The 16,191-nt window shown below is 43.5% G+C and carries 15 protein-coding genes and 1 tRNA gene; 11 read left to right on the forward strand and 5 right to left on the reverse strand.

Annotated elements, in window-relative coordinates; all coding sequences use genetic code 11:
• Nucleotides 1–87 precede the first annotated feature (87 nt).
• On the reverse strand, nucleotides 88–735 hold the full coding sequence (locus L6E24_RS04370) for a histidinol phosphate phosphatase domain-containing protein (protein ID WP_257743503.1): 648 nt from the start codon (nucleotides 733–735) through the stop codon (nucleotides 88–90).
• Between the two features lie 2 nt (nucleotides 736–737).
• On the reverse strand, nucleotides 738–1,007 hold the full coding sequence (locus tag L6E24_RS04375) for a signal recognition particle subunit SRP19/SEC65 family protein (RefSeq protein WP_257743504.1): 270 nt from the start codon (nucleotides 1,005–1,007) through the stop codon (nucleotides 738–740).
• A gap of 53 nt (nucleotides 1,008–1,060) precedes the next feature.
• Here L6E24_RS04375 and hypB point away from each other — a divergent pair, with 53 nt between their 5' ends.
• The 5 genes from hypB (at nucleotide 1,061) to L6E24_RS04400 (ending at nucleotide 5,309) form a co-directional block, all read left to right on the forward strand.
• Nucleotides 1,061–1,708 carry a hydrogenase nickel incorporation protein HypB gene (hypB, locus tag L6E24_RS04380; protein WP_257743505.1) on the forward strand — a complete coding sequence of 216 codons (648 nt, stop codon included), beginning with the start codon at nucleotides 1,061–1,063 and terminating at the stop codon, nucleotides 1,706–1,708.
• 119 nt (nucleotides 1,709–1,827) lie between these two features.
• On the forward strand, nucleotides 1,828–2,205 hold the full coding sequence (locus tag L6E24_RS04385) for a 30S ribosomal protein S8e (RefSeq protein ID WP_257743506.1): 378 nt from the start codon (nucleotides 1,828–1,830) through the stop codon (nucleotides 2,203–2,205).
• Nucleotides 2,206–2,387: 182 nt separating this feature from the next.
• A complete protein-coding gene (locus L6E24_RS04390; protein ID WP_257743507.1) occupies nucleotides 2,388–4,313 on the forward strand; it encodes a hypothetical protein in 1,926 nt (641 codons plus the stop codon).
• Nucleotides 4,314–4,423: 110 nt separating this feature from the next.
• Nucleotides 4,424–4,840, forward strand: coding sequence for a hypothetical protein (locus tag L6E24_RS04395; protein WP_257743508.1), 417 nt, complete (start codon nucleotides 4,424–4,426; stop codon nucleotides 4,838–4,840).
• A complete protein-coding gene (locus L6E24_RS04400) occupies nucleotides 4,833–5,309 on the forward strand; it encodes a DUF2240 family protein (RefSeq protein ID WP_257743509.1) in 477 nt (158 codons plus the stop codon). Before L6E24_RS04395 ends, L6E24_RS04400 begins: the two co-directional genes overlap by 8 nt.
• 32 nt (nucleotides 5,310–5,341) lie before the next feature.
• Here L6E24_RS04400 and L6E24_RS04405 read toward each other — a convergent pair whose 3' ends face one another.
• On the reverse strand, nucleotides 5,342–5,746 hold the full coding sequence (locus L6E24_RS04405) for a 30S ribosomal protein S6e (protein WP_257743510.1): 405 nt from the start codon (nucleotides 5,744–5,746) through the stop codon (nucleotides 5,342–5,344).
• Between the two features lie 57 nt (nucleotides 5,747–5,803).
• Nucleotides 5,804–7,606, reverse strand: coding sequence for a translation initiation factor IF-2 (gene infB, locus L6E24_RS04410; RefSeq protein WP_257743511.1), 1,803 nt, complete (start codon nucleotides 7,604–7,606; stop codon nucleotides 5,804–5,806).
• 510 nt (nucleotides 7,607–8,116) lie between these two features.
• Here infB and L6E24_RS04415 point away from each other — a divergent pair.
• The 3 genes from L6E24_RS04415 to L6E24_RS04425 all read left to right on the forward strand — a co-directional run bounded on the left by L6E24_RS04415 (nucleotide 8,117) and on the right by L6E24_RS04425 (nucleotide 9,363).
• Nucleotides 8,117–8,189 (forward strand) — tRNA-His (locus L6E24_RS04415).
• A 529-nt stretch (nucleotides 8,190–8,718) separates the two neighbouring features.
• Complete coding sequence (locus L6E24_RS04420; RefSeq protein WP_308219144.1) at nucleotides 8,719–8,934, forward strand: antitoxin VapB family protein; 216 nt, start codon at nucleotides 8,719–8,721, stop codon at nucleotides 8,932–8,934.
• Nucleotides 8,935–9,363, forward strand: coding sequence for a type II toxin-antitoxin system VapC family toxin (locus tag L6E24_RS04425; protein ID WP_257743512.1), 429 nt, complete (start codon nucleotides 8,935–8,937; stop codon nucleotides 9,361–9,363). It begins immediately after the preceding gene.
• Nucleotides 9,364–9,807: 444 nt separating this feature from the next.
• Here L6E24_RS04425 and L6E24_RS04430 read toward each other — a convergent pair whose 3' ends face one another.
• On the reverse strand, nucleotides 9,808–10,350 hold the full coding sequence (locus L6E24_RS04430) for an IS1096 element passenger TnpR family protein (protein WP_257743513.1): 543 nt from the start codon (nucleotides 10,348–10,350) through the stop codon (nucleotides 9,808–9,810).
• A 232-nt stretch (nucleotides 10,351–10,582) separates the two neighbouring features.
• Between L6E24_RS04430 and hsdR the strand changes: the two genes are divergently transcribed.
• The 3 genes from hsdR to L6E24_RS04445 all read left to right on the forward strand — a co-directional run bounded on the left by hsdR (nucleotide 10,583) and on the right by L6E24_RS04445 (nucleotide 16,099).
• Nucleotides 10,583–12,859: an EcoAI/FtnUII family type I restriction enzme subunit R gene (hsdR, locus tag L6E24_RS04435; protein ID WP_373021257.1), complete on the forward strand. Its 2,277-nt coding sequence runs from the start codon at nucleotides 10,583–10,585 to the stop codon at nucleotides 12,857–12,859.
• Nucleotides 12,860–12,921: 62 nt separating this feature from the next.
• Nucleotides 12,922–14,364, forward strand: coding sequence for a type I restriction-modification system subunit M (locus L6E24_RS04440; RefSeq protein WP_257743515.1), 1,443 nt, complete (start codon nucleotides 12,922–12,924; stop codon nucleotides 14,362–14,364).
• 55 nt (nucleotides 14,365–14,419) lie between these two features.
• The gene (locus L6E24_RS04445; RefSeq protein WP_257743516.1) at nucleotides 14,420–16,099 is read left to right on the forward strand and encodes an RNA-binding domain-containing protein; all 1,680 of its coding nucleotides are present in this window, start codon (nucleotides 14,420–14,422) and stop codon (nucleotides 16,097–16,099) included.
• The last annotated feature ends 92 nt before the right edge of the window (nucleotides 16,100–16,191 follow it).

A 16,191-nucleotide genomic window follows, 5' to 3' on the forward strand; every position in this document is an offset into this window, starting at 1 on the left:
TAAAATCCGGGTAACTGGCGATAATTCGCAACCTATATATATTTATTTTGATCTTATAAAAAAGTTTCGTGAATATTTATATAATAATTAACTTTTGATCATCCAGTCGATATTTTCCATAGACAATATACTATTTGAACTTATTTCATCCATGCCGGCACCCATGGCAACAGCCTTTCGCGCGTATGAATCCATGAGATCCCCCGGCCCGTGTGCATCGGAATCCACAACAATTCTGCACCCGCAGAGCTTTGCAACTTTTAAAACATGACCGTTTGTCCGGTTATGGCCGCCTCTGCCTGTAATCTCAACGGCAACACCATTTTCAGCCGCTAAAAAGCCCTCTTCTTCAGTTAAAAAACCGGGATGCGCCAGAATATCAACATCAGAAGAACTGCATGCAGCCATGTTCGTCCCCGGACAGACAGGTTCTGTAACAGTCTCACCATGCACAATAACAACCCCTGCGCCCTCATCCTTCGCTCTTTTGGCAAGTGCTGCAATCTCATCAGGAGGGACGTGGGTGATCTCAACCCCGGCAATGACATGTACACCATACAGGGAAGACGAACTGACAACCTCAAGCACAGACGAGAGAACTGAAGAGATATTTGAGGCATCCACATGATCAGTAATCCCAAGAACCCTGTAGCCCAGCACAGAAGCCCTTCTCACAAGCTCAGACGGTAAAAGCTCACCATCTGAAAAGACAGTATGCGTGTGAAGGTCGTACATCTCTATTTTGCCCCGATTCCGGCAGCTATCTTCTTTAAAAGCTCTTCTTTAGGGCCGGAATATTTGACACGGACACGGCCCTTCTTATCCAGCCAGAATGCCGGATGGCTCTTCTCCTCGACAACCGGGTTTAAACCGGCTTTTTTTAAGGCAGAAACAATAGAATTCAGATCAGGAAACTGCACTGCAAGATTTTTCGGCACGCGCCTCCCCTCACTGCGCTTCAGCTTCTGATCAAAATAACAGGGATAAATGACCAGCTCTTTTTTCATAATAAATATATGACAGGTGCCCTTATTAACAGATCCCAGTCAAAATAGATCTTATGCATCATATTGACGTAAGCATCGAAAAAGATGTATTCGACGCTAACAACAAACTTGCACATAAGAACTTCCACAGACTGAAGGATAACAATATAAGGGCCATCGACCTTCTCGGCGCAATAGGATCAGGAAAGACAGCCCTCATAGAAAAAATAGTCCCGGAACTGAAGAAGAGAGGCATAAGAGCCGGAGCAATAGCAGGAGATGTCTGGGGAGACGACGACTTCAGAAGAATTGTCGATACCGGAATCCCGGCTGTAAACGCAAACACCGGAAAGGAATGCCACCTGGATGCACATCTGGTAGAGCATTCAATAGATAAACTTCCGCTTGAGGATATTGACATACTGTTCATCGAAAATGTCGGCAACATGGTCTGCCCCACCGACTTTCAGCTGGGCGCAGAGAAGAGAGTGGTTGTGATAAGCACAACCGAGGGCGACGATGTGGTAAATAAGCACCCTATGATGTTTAGAAACGGAAATATTGCAGTTATAAACAAGACAGATCTTGCAGAATACGTGGAATGCGACATATCGAGAATGGAAGATGACATACACAAATATAACCCCATAATGCCTATATTTAAGACCAATATGAAAACCGGAGACGGAATCTGCGAACTTGCGGATGAGATACTCCGGTAACGTTTGCGGTTAGGTTAAATAATTTCAGGATGAATATATATAGCAATTCAGGTGAATGGAAGAGTTGGCCAAAATCCGGCATTTCCGACTACCAAATTATAACTTAAAGGTGTAATAAAATGCTCTGGCAAGGTAAATCAGTAAGGTCAGCGACAGGAGGACGTGTCCACCTCTCACGCAAGAAGAGAAGAGTAGAAATCGGAAGAGCACCGGCAGAGACCGTAATCGGTGAAGACCGCCACAAGATCATCAGGACATTTGGCGGAAACCAGAAGGTCCGTTCACTCAGAGCAAATGTTGCAAATGTCTCAAATCCAAAGACAGGCGTAACACAGAAGGCTGAAATCAAGAATGTGGAAGAGAACAAAGCAAACCCGAACTATGTCCGCCGTAACCTTTTAACAAAAGGCGCAGTAATAAAGACAGATCTCGGCAAAGCTAAGGTAGTCTCAAGACCCGGTCAGGACGGCGTTGTAAACGCTGTTCTCATCGAATAATTTTTTTTACATTAACCGGAAAAATCCGGTTGTTTACGTTAAGCTGAAAAACATGAGCTCCGGCTCTCTTTTGAAACAGTTCAGATGTGCATTTTCTGCACCCAGACGGCATTTTAAATAATTTTAAAATAATGGTTTGAGTAACACGGCAGATATGCCGGAGAATTCCGGAGAAAAAAATCATGAAAAAAAATCTCCTGATACTGATAATTCTTACCCTTCTAATAGCAGATATCACAACAGCTTCATATCACCATGACGGAAATACCTATACGGTGGAAATTCCGTCAGGATGGAGTCTCTTTTCACTGCCGGTAAATACTGAAGAGAATACCGCAGCAGAGATATTTAAGACAGACAGTACAGAGAGCATAAAGTCAGTTCTCGGCTGGGACGGCAGTCACTGGTTTCAGCTCATGGAAAATGACAGGTTAAGCCCGTACACCGCCTATGCAGTACGTTCTGAATCAGATACAGAGATAACAGTTGTGGCATCAGATCCACAGCCATACCCGTATGACTCGTTTATCTATGAAGGTTTTTCCCTCTTTGGAGCAGTCCAGATCCCCGGAAATGATTACAGCCTGAGTAACATTCCGGTCAGCACCGCAGTGGAGGATCTCTATTCAGCACCAGACGGAGAGGGCTTCTTAAGAGTAGTAAGTCCACCCTACGGGCAGGATAGCTGGGAATATATACGGGACTCAGATTCCGGAGAAGAAGAGAATATAGAGCCGTTTAAGGGCTACTGGATCGAGATGAAGAATGGAGGTCTCATCTCCGCCTGGTATGACCGGAATAATTCCCCGTGGTCAGACGATGAGATACCAGGATGGGACTACTGGAATTTCACCGTGATGGACTATCTCGAAACAGTGAACAAAGACCATGCTATGTCATTTGAGGAGTATCACGCTAAGATTATAGATTTCCTGAAAGTGAATAAGGTCAGCCGCTACATTATATACGTAACAGACCCGTCATTTCACGGTTTTGAATATTACGACCCGGATAATGTCCCCGTACCCGGATCTACCGAATCCTTCGTGAGTTTCCTGAATACAACAGCACACGAAGCTCCGCAGACCGAAATCGAGCTGATGATCGAATCAGATTCCTTTGCAGAGAGTGGGAGTCTTCCGGAAGGTTACCCGCCCCTGCCGGCACACTGGTACACTCTTCCAAATGCCCTTGAATGGTTCAGTAACATAGCCAATAATCCCGGACTGAAGAGTTCAGCAGTAAAGGGTATCACAATTGATCCTGACCAGGACAATGCCGCAGGAAAACGTCAGGTCATAGACTATGTTGACTATTATAAATATGACAACAACCTCACAGCGTTCAGAACCGGAATGGCACTCGGAATAGATGAGAAGTCCACAACAATGTGGGGCATACGAAGGCTCACTGAAATTCCGGATTACAGAGACGGGGACAGTTCGCCAAAACTACAGACTGCGTACCTTGAGGCATACTATTACCCGTCGTTTTATTACTGGATGCAGGATGAAACAGGACCAAGAGATCCCCTCCAGGCAGCGGTTTACTTCCACAGGGCCATGAAGGACCAGTCATATGTCCCGGGCACAGGCATGATAACCTGCAATGGCGGACATTCACCATTTAGTGTATTCGGAGAGGGCACAGATTTTACCAATTATACACAATATCCTGACGGGCAGACGGTGAACCTGATTATGAGATCAGGAGAATATGTTCCGGAGATGAGTGCCGGAAGCTGGAAGGTCAGTGAGAGGACATCAGCAACTGAAATGAAGATGACAGGTGCACCAGAGGTTACCGGGCCTGACTACCACCATTTCATCAGGGGCGAGATTCCGCTCACCTATACCTTTGAGCCGTTTGATGAGGATATGGTAAGCAGAGTACAGATTATGTTCTCCTTTGAATATCCAAACGGAAATCACTTCTTCGGGAACTGGGAGAAGGACGATTTCCTTGAATTTATGTATTATCTGAAAGAAGAGGATAAGAAGGACCCAATATTTCATACGGCTGACGGAAGTGGCATTGAATTTCCGGACAACTACGCCATATTTGATACGTATTTTTTAAATGAGGCATGGGGAGGTATTATTACCTGAATGAGATGAGATCAAAGATCACCTTTTTTAGCAGGTCGTATGAAACTTTTTTTCCAGAAAAACTTCGCTTCATGAAGTATATATAAAAAAAGATCTTAATACTCCTTATAATGCGCAGAATATATCACAGATTTCCACTCAGATGTGACCTTGACTTTGATATTGAAATGTCCTTTTATGACGCAATTTCAAAGGTTATCAGCCTGAACAATACACATACCACATCAAAGAGGGGTGAGGATCTGGTTAAGCTTGCTGTACAGGTGGATGTTGCGGACAGAAAGACAAACATGATCAGTGTCGATGAAGTGCCCGATCTTGCAGAGGTATCAACTGATACGGTGGATTTCAGGATAAACCTCATTGAAACTATCCTTACAGGAGACAGAAGAATCCCGCGGGCCGGGACATCATACCTGCTTAAGGTCAGGGAAAACGGCATGATAACACAGTGCTTCATTGTAAAGGAGGGGACTTCAGGGGACACTGATGCCTTCGATATAAAGAAGATGATTAAGGGTGAATAAATTTAAGCCCATGCTGAAGCAGACCATCGCCTCACCCTTTAAGAGCATGAGAAAGGGTGGGCTGAAAAAAAATGAGATCATATACTACCTGACCCTTGACCGGAGATGGATGAATAAGGATCAGGCTGAGAAGCTGATTACAATAGGCCTTGAAGAGGGCCTGTTAACAAAGGAGAAGGATCTATTATCCCCGGCCTTTGATGCAGCATCTGTTGAGATACCAATAGGTTTTAAACCCGGATCTGAGATCCTTAAGAGACGCGATCCTGTGGAGGAGATCTTAGGCAGGATTGCGGAGAAGAATAAAACTGAAATTTCAGTTGTGACGGCTGAGATGAATGAAATTATCAGGGTCAGTTTTGACGGGCATCTAAGCGCAGCTGCCGCATCTGTGATTATTGCACGGAAATATGGTGTTCCCTTTGAGGAATACCTTACAGAGCTTAAAAAACAGGCTAAATCTGCCTGAAATAAACTCCTTAAAATAAAAAAATATCGTATTTATTCTGCTGCAGCTTCTGCCTCTTCAGGGGCAAAGTATGCTGCGAGTTCTTTCTGTCCGTATTCTACAACTTTTGCGTTGATCTGAACGAAATCTGCTGTTATCTCAGATGCACGGATCGTCTTTCTCTGACGCTGTCCGTCATAGGTAGGGCGGAATCCTGTGCTCTCGGAGAGAAGAAGTTTCCTCTTGCCTGCACCAGGGAGATCCTTTCTTGCCGGAATTCCGGTTCTGTCGGTTGCACCTGTAAGTTCAATCTTATATCCCTCAAATCCAAGTGCATCTGCACTGACTGTCTCTCCGAGCTTCTTGCCCATTAATGCGCCTGCCATTGCACCTGCGGCCTCAACTTTATAGGACATGCCGGTCTTTGGGTCGGACAGGACTACTTTGAAATCTGCCATTGATAATATACTCCAATATTTAGTTCTCTATTATTTTGGATTGTAACATTAAAAATGCTACTTACCCCAGAAGGGATCTTCTTTTCTTTTTATGTTTGTAAACTCTTCCAAAACATCGGCCATACTTGCGTTTAAGTGTGAAAGCATCTCAGTTTCAAGGACTTTTACGTGGCGCTCCGGAATTTCGACATAAAGAGTGTCGCCGACATCAATCTGACGGCCGACAGTTGCACCTTCAATTGATATTGCAACCTCTTTTCCCTCATGCGCCTCCTGGATATTGTCCTGACCCGACTTCATCTGTTTGAGTTTTCCGATTCTCCTGCCATCCCTCAATACGAGGTTTACTCCGGTTGTGAGCTTGCCGCCAAGCACCCTCACACCCACGACTGCCGGGTTGCTCTGCCGGAAAACACAGTCCGGAAGAAGGGAGATCTTTGCAGGCATGATGATCTTTTCAAAACTCTGCTTCTCCATCTCACGCCTTGTCTTCTCCTCCCATTCCACGTAGTCGTCTATCAGGTGATAAATGACCGCACTCTCAAAGAGCTGGACATTGCCTTTTTCTGCAAGTGAGTCTATCGCATCCGGAAGAAGGGGTGTATTGAATGCAAGGAGGACAGATCGTAATGGATCGCGGATTGTTGCGACCTCGATTATATCATGCCTGCTTACAGGGCCGACTTCTGCCCTGAAGACCGGGATTTCATGCTTCTCAAGCTCTTTTGAAAGTGCTTCAAGTGCACCGATGGTATCTGCCTTGATGAATATGCCGTCATCTGAGAGTTTTACCTCGATGTCTTCCATCTCATGGCGGACAGATTCGATAATTTCGTCCCGGTCTCCTCTGATAACCCTGAAAGGTGATCCGGCAACTGCACCGTCAAGTCCCGGCGCTGCGACCTTAATTCCCCTTGCGGCATTGACGGACTTTACACGCTCGAATTTGTCCTCGGTCAGGATCTCCTGCATCGGCCTTGGCTGAAGCAGGGATCTCACCTTTGTTGTGATGACCTCATTTTCTCCTCCGACTGCTATCTCGTCTCCGACTTTGAGTTTACCGTCATAGAGGATTACATCAAGTGTTATGCCAAGTCCTTTCTCTTCCTTCACTTCAAGGACAGTGCCGCAACCAGGCCCTTCAACGGTGAGTGCGAGGTTTTCTGTCATATAACGCTGGGCAAGACCTATCATGACCATTAAAAGGTCAGGGATACCTTCCCCGGTTATGCCGCTTACCGGCACTATTGCTACATTCTTCTGGAAGTCCGATATTCTGTCGTACCTTTCGCAGTTAATTCCTCTCTCCGAGAGATTTCCGACAAGCTCATAGATCTTTGTCTCAAGCATCGTCTGGACTCTCTCGTTCTGTGCTTTGTAGCAGGCAGCAAAGGGTGCGTTCTCGTTTATGCGCCAGCCGTGGATCCTGTCAACCTTTGTCGCCGCAACAACGAAGGGTGTTTTGTAGGATTTGAGGATCTCAAGGGCTTCGATGGTCTGGGGCTGAAAGCCTTCATTGATGTCAGCAACGAGAATTGCCATGTCAGCGAGTGCACCGCCCCTTGAACGGAGTGTTGTGAAGGCGTGGTGTCCCGGCGTGTCGATGAATAACAGACCAGGGACATCGAAACTCATTTTGCCTTTTGTTCCGCTCATCTCCTCTATTGCATCGAGAGGAACAATTGTTGCACCGATGTGCTGGGTGATTGCGCCGGCCTCCTTGTTTACTACCGAAGATCCCCTTATCCTGTCAAGCAGGGATGTCTTGCCATGATCGACATGCCCAAGTACGCAGACAATCGGTGTTCTGATCGATCCCTGTGCTTCTGAGTTCCCTGATTTCTTCTTCTTTTTTGCCATATTGTTCCCCTCCAAAAAATTTGGGTTTTCTGAATTCTTCTCTGTTTTACCACACAGGCATTTTTTTAGACATAGAGCCGGTTATAGCTGTTAAATGTGTATGCTCATTTAAGCATGCAGATTTAATTCTGCACCAGTATTCCGGCAATATGCAGACTGTTTCTCATTATAAGCTTAAACTTTTTAAAATGTTCTGTGAGTGCAAACTTTTGTATCTATATATACGTACACAAAAAGATATTAGACTATGCAATTCAGATGATATTGCCACAGAATTCCGGATAGTTTCAACTCTTATTTCTGCCGGAATTTCATTGCCAAAGATCAGTTATAATAAAGGTGCAGGGTTGCTGATCTTTTTGACCTGAAAAGGATACTGAATTTGCCATTTTACTCCGGCGCTCTCCTCCGGAAGCAGAATGCCGCCTGAAATATCAGATTCTGCCGGACAATTCCGGGACAAAATGAAAATATTAATTAACCAGCGAGGACAATGTTTGTAAGCAACATGCCGGGGTAGGGTAGTTGGATATCCTCAGGGATTGTGGCTCCCTGGACTCGGGTTCAAATCTCGGCCCCGGCCTCATTGTTTTTTTGTTACTTTTCTGATTCTTTTGCCTGCGGAATTTCATATCAATACTTCTAAAAAATATTCTGCTCCGGTTATGGTAAATCTCCGGCAGATGGGCAGAGCCTAAGACAGAGATGTTTTAAAACCGGGATATCCCCGGACATAATGATAAGTATAATTTCCCGGATTATTGAAAACAACTGCGGGAAGACTGACAAAAATAATTGTGACAATAGAAATAAGGTGATGCCTCAATAGAATAACTATAGTACGGGGTCATCAACATAAGATAATAAACACACATAATATTTATTCCTCTGCCATCAACGCTGCCATAAGAAGAAGAGAACAATGAAATATGTAAATTCTGAAATGCCGGAACCGGTAGTAAATGGATTCATGGAAATGGGAAATCAATCACTTCAACTGAGGGATTCCTGAGGCAAATATAGCAGTTTAATCCCCATATCAATCTTTTTTTAAAAAATATTCAGAATAATTACTTTAATCAAAACCATTATATATTCATATATAACTATATATGATCATGTCCAAAACGGTCAGCCTTTCAGACGAAGCATACGACAGACTGAAGAAATGGAAAAGTAATGACGATGAGAGTTTTTCAAGTGTTGTTTTAAGAACCATTCCAAGTGTTGCAACTCCTGAAGAACTGCGTGAAGCTATTAATAAATTTAAAGGCCGTCTTTCTGATGAAGATGCCGACATAATGACAAAGAGTGTTGAAGAGGATTGAATGATTATTTTTGACAGCACTTTTTTAATAGATCTAATCAGAAGTCAAAATAACATCAAACATAAGAAGGCTGTGACTTTCCTTGAAGAAGTAATAAAAAGCGGTAAAAACTTCAATACAACCTTTGTAAATGTCTATGAATTATATAAAGGAGCCTACAAAACAGAAGATGTCAATGAGTCAATAGAAAGAATAAAAGAAGTTTTAAGTGTTATACCGGTACTTAAGCATTCGGAAAAATACTATTCACTCTATGGGGAAATATCATCAGAATTAGAAAAGAACGGAACACCTATCGGAAAATTTGATGAACTTGTTGCAACCATTGTAATCTGTCAGAGTGCCAAAAATCCAGATGTAAAACTTGTCACTAACAACACTAAGGATTTCATAAGAGTTCTTCCACCTTCCAAAATATTAAACCACTAAACTTTCTTTTTAGAATATACGCCCCGGAACATCATGTAAGTGAGTCCACCGACAGCACCCCCTAATGCGGGGGGTCTTCGGATAAAGGAACTGAACTTTAAGTCTGACTATCAGCCCCGGACTTTATTTATATGGTGTTATTTTATTCTTTTACACTCAGATTATCATATCAATACTTCCGGAAAATATTCTGCTCCGGTTACGGTAAATTTCCGGCAGACGGGGATCATACATGCCTCAGAGCCGATATAGCTCAGGATATAATGATAAGCAGAATAGCTCATATTATTGAAAAAAAACTGCGGGAAGACTGACAATAAGAATAATAATAAAAATAAGGTGATGCCTCAATAGAATAACTATAGTACGAGGTCATCACCATAAAATAATAAACACACATAATATTTATTATTTTGCCATCAGCGGCACCATAAGAAGAAGAGATCAATAAATAATCTCTTCGGCATAGTGATCCCCGTGATATTTCTCGCGGCATTTATCACAGATGTAAACCATCTTCCCTTCCATATCTGTGCAGTCAACACATATCCAGACTGCAACCGTTTTTTTGTTCTCTTTTTTACAGGACTGACAGTAATGATTTCTCCTTTTGCTCTTCCCTGTTATTTCAGGATATTCCTTACCTTCTTCAGCATCCTTTACCTCTTCAAGCGTTATTGTATGCTGGACATTCGCTCCAAAATCATAGACATATTCAATCGTGTCACCTGTATCAAGGCCAAGTTCATTGATCTCCGGATCTGCTCCTTCACCATATCCACCAGGCTCAATATATCCATACCCACAGGAATCCCTGATTTTTCCGGGATAAAACTGACTCAGATGATCCATATCAAGCCCGAATGCTGTGCGTATCACTCTGTCAAATTCACCAAGCGTCTGATCCCCTCTTATTTCAATACGCCTCCAGAAGCTTTTCCGGACCTTAAAAGCGATTTTAAATACAAATACTTTTTTTTCAGTCATGTTAATAACCAATTATTCTGTAAAATTAATTAGAGGTCTACAGCAGAAAACAGATAAAATATCCGTTTGACTGAGAAAATCTGCCAAATAACATTTAATTGATTGCAGGGAAAACAATGGTTTTTTATGCCAATTTCCGGATGCAGACAAATAGCAAATTAAATAATAATAAAAATCCCATCATCAGATAACCGGGAGCATAAGGATTTTGGGAGAGATAAATAAGAAGGATATGAGTGAGAGGGAGATCTGCACTAAATTCATTACTCCCGCCATTATTAATTCCGGCTGGGAACTAAAGACACAGATCAGGGAAGAGGTAAATCTCACCAAAGGGCAGGTTTTGGTGAGCAGTGGCAGAACAAAGAGAGGTAAGAGAAAGTTTGCCGATTATGTCCTCTATAAAAAACCCAATATTCCGCTTGCGATAGTGGAAGCCAAAGACAATAAACATACCATAGGTTCCGGTATGCAGCAGGCGCTTGAATATGCTTCAATGATAGATGTGCCTTTCTCATTTTCGTCCAATGGTGACGGATTTTTAATGCATGACTCAACTCCGGACGCTTCTGTGATTGAGAGGGAATTAAAACCGGATGAATTCCCTTCTCCTGAGGAATTATGGGAGAAGTACAGACTGATGAAAGGGTTTGACAGCCGGAAATCTGACCTTTTCACCCAGGATTATTACTCAGACGGTTCAGGCAAATCTCCGAGATATTATCAGGTTAAGGCAATCAACAACACAATAGAAGCCATCTCCAAAGGGCAAAACCGCATACTGCTTGTAATGGCAACCGGAACAGGGAAGACCTATACTGCTTTTCAGATAATCTGGAGATTGTGGAGATCAAAGGCAAAGAAGAGGATTCTCTTTCTGGCTGACAGAAATATCCTTGTGGATCAGGCTAAAACAAACGATTTCAGGCCGTTTGAAAATGCAATGACAAAGGTTCAGAACCGGAAGGTGGACAAGAGTTATGAGGTTTATTTATCTCTGTACCAGGCAGTTACCGGAGATGAAGAGAGAAAGAAGATATTTAAACAGTTTTCCCCGGATTTTTTTGACCTGATTGTTATAGATGAATGCCACAGAGGATCTGCATCAGAGGATTCGGCATGGAGGGAGATACTTGAATATTTCAGTTCAGCAACCCAGATTGGCCTTACTGCCACTCCGAAAGAGACAAAATATGTATCAAATATTGATTATTTTGGAAAACCTGTCTTTGTCTATTCGTTAAAGCAGGGAATTGAGGACGGATTTCTTGCACCTTTCCGGGTTATAAGAATTGATCTCGATAAGGACCTTGCAGGCTGGAGACCGGAATACGGCAGGACTGACAGGTACGGAAACCTGATTGAGGACCGGATATATAACCAGAAGGACTTTGACCGGGAACTGATCCTTGAGAAGAGGACAGAACTTGTATCCGGAAAGATTACCGATTTTTTAAGAGAGAATGATCCTTACGGCAAGACGATTGTATTCTGTGAGAATATCGATCACGCCGAGAGGATGAGGCAGGCGATTGTGAATAAGATGCCGGAATTTGTCAGGGACAATCACAGATATGTTATGAGAATCACAGGTGATTCTGAAGAGGGAAAACTTGAGCTTGACAATTTCATAATGCCCGACTGCCGGTATCCGGTGATTGCAACCACGTCAAAACTGCTGACAACAGGGGTTGATGTCCAGACCTGCAGACTCATTGTTATTGACAAGCGAATTGAGTCTATGACGGAGTTTAAGCAGATTGTGGGCAGGGGAACGAGGATCAATGAGGAGTATGGGAAGTACTTCTTCACCATCATGGACTTTCGGAAAGCAACTGAGCATTTCTCTGATCCGGACTGGGACGGCCCATCACTTCAGGATGATGACTATGAGGGAGGCGGGCCTGGCAGGAGAGAACAGGGAGAAGAAGGTGAAGGTATGGTCCGTTATGTTGTGGATGACGTTGGTGTTTCGGTTGTCGCCGAGCGTGTGCAGTATTACGGTCAGGACGGACGGCTGATTACCGAATCTTTGAAGGACTACACCAGAAAAACTGTTGCCGGGCAGTACAGTTCACTTGATGAATTTCTGAGCAGATGGAGTGAGGCCGGGAAGAAGACGGCAATTGTTGACGAACTTGAAGAGCATGGGGTATTGTTTGATGCACTCCGCGAAGAGGTCGGAAAGGAGTATGACCCCTTTGATCTCATCTGCCATGTGGTATATGACAGGCCACCGCTTTCAAGGAAGGAGAGGGCTGAAAGTGTCAGAAAGAGGTCTTACTTTGAGAAATACGGAGCAAAGGCAGGGGAAGTTCTTGACGCTATTTTAAAGAAATATTCAGATGAAGGACTCTGTGATCTTGAGAGCATTGAGATTTTAAAGGTCGATCCGATCAGCAGTATCGGAACTCCGGTTGAGATTATAAACGGAATTTTTGGCGGCAGGGAGAAGTACATCTCTGCCATCCGCGGGCTTGAAAAATGCCTTTACGGAGCGGAATGTTAAGAGATCTGTTTTTTGCCTTGTGAACAGAACTATATAAACAGATTTTTTTCAGGTTTAATATTATGTCAGTCTCCACGACAATAAAATCAATACAGGATATAATGCGAAAGGATGCCGGTGTTGACGGCGATGCACAGAGAATAAGTCAGCTTGGATGGATGCTCTTCCTGAAGATCTTTGATGACCGGGAAACCGAGCACGAACTGATGAATCCGGAGTACAAATCCCCGATTCCGGAGGAACTCCGGTGGAAAAACTGGGCGGCAGATCCTGAGGGAATTACCGGGGACGAACTTCTTGATTTCATTAATAATAAGCTTTTTTTGGAGCTGAAAAATCTTACAGTTCCTGAGACGGGCGGCAGTATGGAGTATGTTATCCGGAGTGTCTTTGAGGACTCCTTCAATTATATGAAGCACGGGACACTCATCCGGCAGGTAATAAACGTCATTGAAGCCGGAATTGACTTTAACAAAAAGAAGGAGAGGCATCTCTTCGGGGACATCTACGAGAAGATCCTGAAGGATTTGCAGTCTGCCGGAAATTCGGGTGAGTACTATACTCCACGTGCCGTTACTCAGTTTATGGTGGATCAGGCAGGGCCAAAGCTTGGTGAGAAGGTCTATGATCCGGCATGCGGTACTGGCGGATTTTTAACGTCAGTTATTGATCTTATGAGAAAGGACGTCAGATCTGTCAGTGATGAAGAGTTGTTGCAGGAGAAGATCTTTGGAACGGAGAAGAAGCAGCTGCCCCATCTTCTCTGCACCACAAATATGATCCTGCACGGGATTGATATTCCGGATAACATCAAACGCGGCAACTCCCTCGCCCGTCCGCTTCGTGATTACTCATCGGCAGATAAGGTTGATGTGGTTGTGACAAATCCACCTTTCGGCGGAATGGAAGAGGACGGAATTGAGAGTAATTTTCCAAAGGCTTTTCAGACCCGTGAGACGGCTGATCTCTTCCTCGTTATGATTATGCACATTTTAAGGGACGGGGGCAGGTGTGCAATTGTTCTTCCGGACGGATTTTTATTTGGTGAGGGTGTTAAGACAAGGATTAAGGAGAAGCTCATCTCTGAATTTAATCTTCACACAATTGTCCGGCTTCCTAACGGAGTTTTCAATCCATATACCGGAATTAAGACAAACCTGCTCTTCTTTACGAAGGGTGAGCCTACAAAGGATGTCTGGTTTTATGAGCATCCGTACCCTGAAGGCTGCAAGTCATACAATAAGACCAGACCTATCAGGATTGAGGAGTTTGATACAGAGAAGAAGTGGTGGAATAACCGGAACGAGACTGAACAGTCGTGGCGTGTGCCGGTTGCCGATATAATTAAGGGCAATTACAATCTGGACATCAAAAACCCGAATGTTTTGGTGGTTGAGAACGGAAATCCGGAGGAGATTTTAGCACAGTACCAGTCGGCAAAGTCTTCTGCCGATGAGATAAGGGCCGAACTGTTGTCTGAGCTTAAATCCGCCCTTGAGAAGTAATATAATCTGACCACAGGCAATGGTGTTAGGAAGGAACTTTCTGATGGACCAAAAGATGAATGACAAGTTAAGGAAGATTATCAGGCTTCCGTCTGAGACGGAATGGATCGAGTTTAAGGAGGCAAAGAAGGACTTTGACTTTGAGAGACTTGGCAGGCTATTTTCCGCACTTAGCAATGAGGCCAACCTGAACAGAAAATCCAAAGGCTGTCTTATCTTTGGAATAACTGATAAGCCTCCCCGTAAAGTTGTTGGTTCAGATTACAGAAAGTCCCATCCGGGACTTGAGAGGCTTAAGGTACAGGTTGCAGATCACACCAACCACCGGATAACGTTCAGGGAAGTATATGAAGTGGAGTTCGATGGAAAAAGAGTTGTCATCTTTGAAATTCCGCCTGCCACAAGAGGAATTCCGACAACATGGAAAGGAAGGGCATATGGACGGGTTCATGATTCCTTAGAACCTCTTACACTTACCAAGATTGAGAGAATCAGGCAGCAGAATGCTGAATCTGACTGGTCAGCAGAGGTCTGCAAAGAGGCATCCATTGAGGACCTCGATGAAGAGGCAATTGGATTTGCCAGAGCAAAATTCCGGGAGAAAAATCCCGGCATTGCAGATGAAATTGACAGCTGGAGCGAAGAGGAATTTCTGAACCGGGCAAAGGTCTGTATTAACGGGGAAATTACAAATGCTGCTGTCATTCTTCTTGGAAAAGATGTGTCAGACCACCTCATCTCTCCATCGGTCGCACAGATTACATGGGTTTTGAAGGATGAATCCGGGTATGAGAGGGATTACACCCATTTTGGACCGCCGTTTATTCTTGCTGTGGATAAGGTGTATGCAAAGATCAGGAATCTGACATACAGGCACATCTCCGGTGATTCTCTCTTTCCAACTGAAGTCAGCCAGTATGACCCTTATGTCATCCGTGAAACCCTAAACAACTGTATTGCCCATCAGGATTACAGGAAATGTGCAAGAATTAACGTTGTTGAAAATCCCGATTCCCTTCTGTTTACAAACAGGGGGGATTTTCTGCCCGGAAGTATAGAAGAGGTCATCAGGAGTACTTCACCTCCGGAATTATACAGAAACCGTTTCCTTGCCGCTGCTATGGTCAGTCTCAATATGATTGATACAATAGGGACGGGGATTAAGAAGATATTTATGCATCAGCGTGAGAGGTCTTTTCCTATGCCGGATTATGATCTGAGCGTTTCAGGGAGCGTTAAGGTCACAATTACCGGAAAAATCCTTGATGAGAGATATACAAAAATGCTTGTTAAGAGGAAGGATTTAACCCTGTTTGATGTTATTGCTCTTGATAAGGTTCAGAAGGGGCAGAGTATTTCCGGGGATGAATTTAAATCACTGAAGTCAAAAAAACTAATCGAAGGGAGGCGGCCAAATAACCTCTATATATCCTTTGATGTTGCAGAAAAAATGGATTTAAAGGCAGAATATATCAGGAACCTCTCTTTTGACAAGGCACATTTTAAATTTCTGATTATCTCCTATCTGGAAAACTTTGATCATGCATCCAGAAGTGAAATTGACAGACTGTTATGGGACAAAGTATCAGATACGATGGACGATGAACAAAAAAAGTCTTTCATTAAAAATCTCCTTCAGGAAATGCGGAAAGAAGGAATCATTAAAAGAGATGGTTCTTTCAAAACAGGCCAATGGAGGCTCACAAATTCTTCAAATCGCAAAGTAAAATACTAAATATAAAATAAACTATCAATCCGCATTCAGTGTTTTCTTTGGATAAAGCAGAAATATTTTTAAGCACGGTAGAAATAAATTTCAGGAAAAGA

Source organism: Methanoplanus endosymbiosus, assembly GCF_024662215.1.
In the GTDB taxonomy this organism is placed as follows: domain Archaea; phylum Halobacteriota; class Methanomicrobia; order Methanomicrobiales; family Methanomicrobiaceae; genus Methanoplanus; species Methanoplanus endosymbiosus.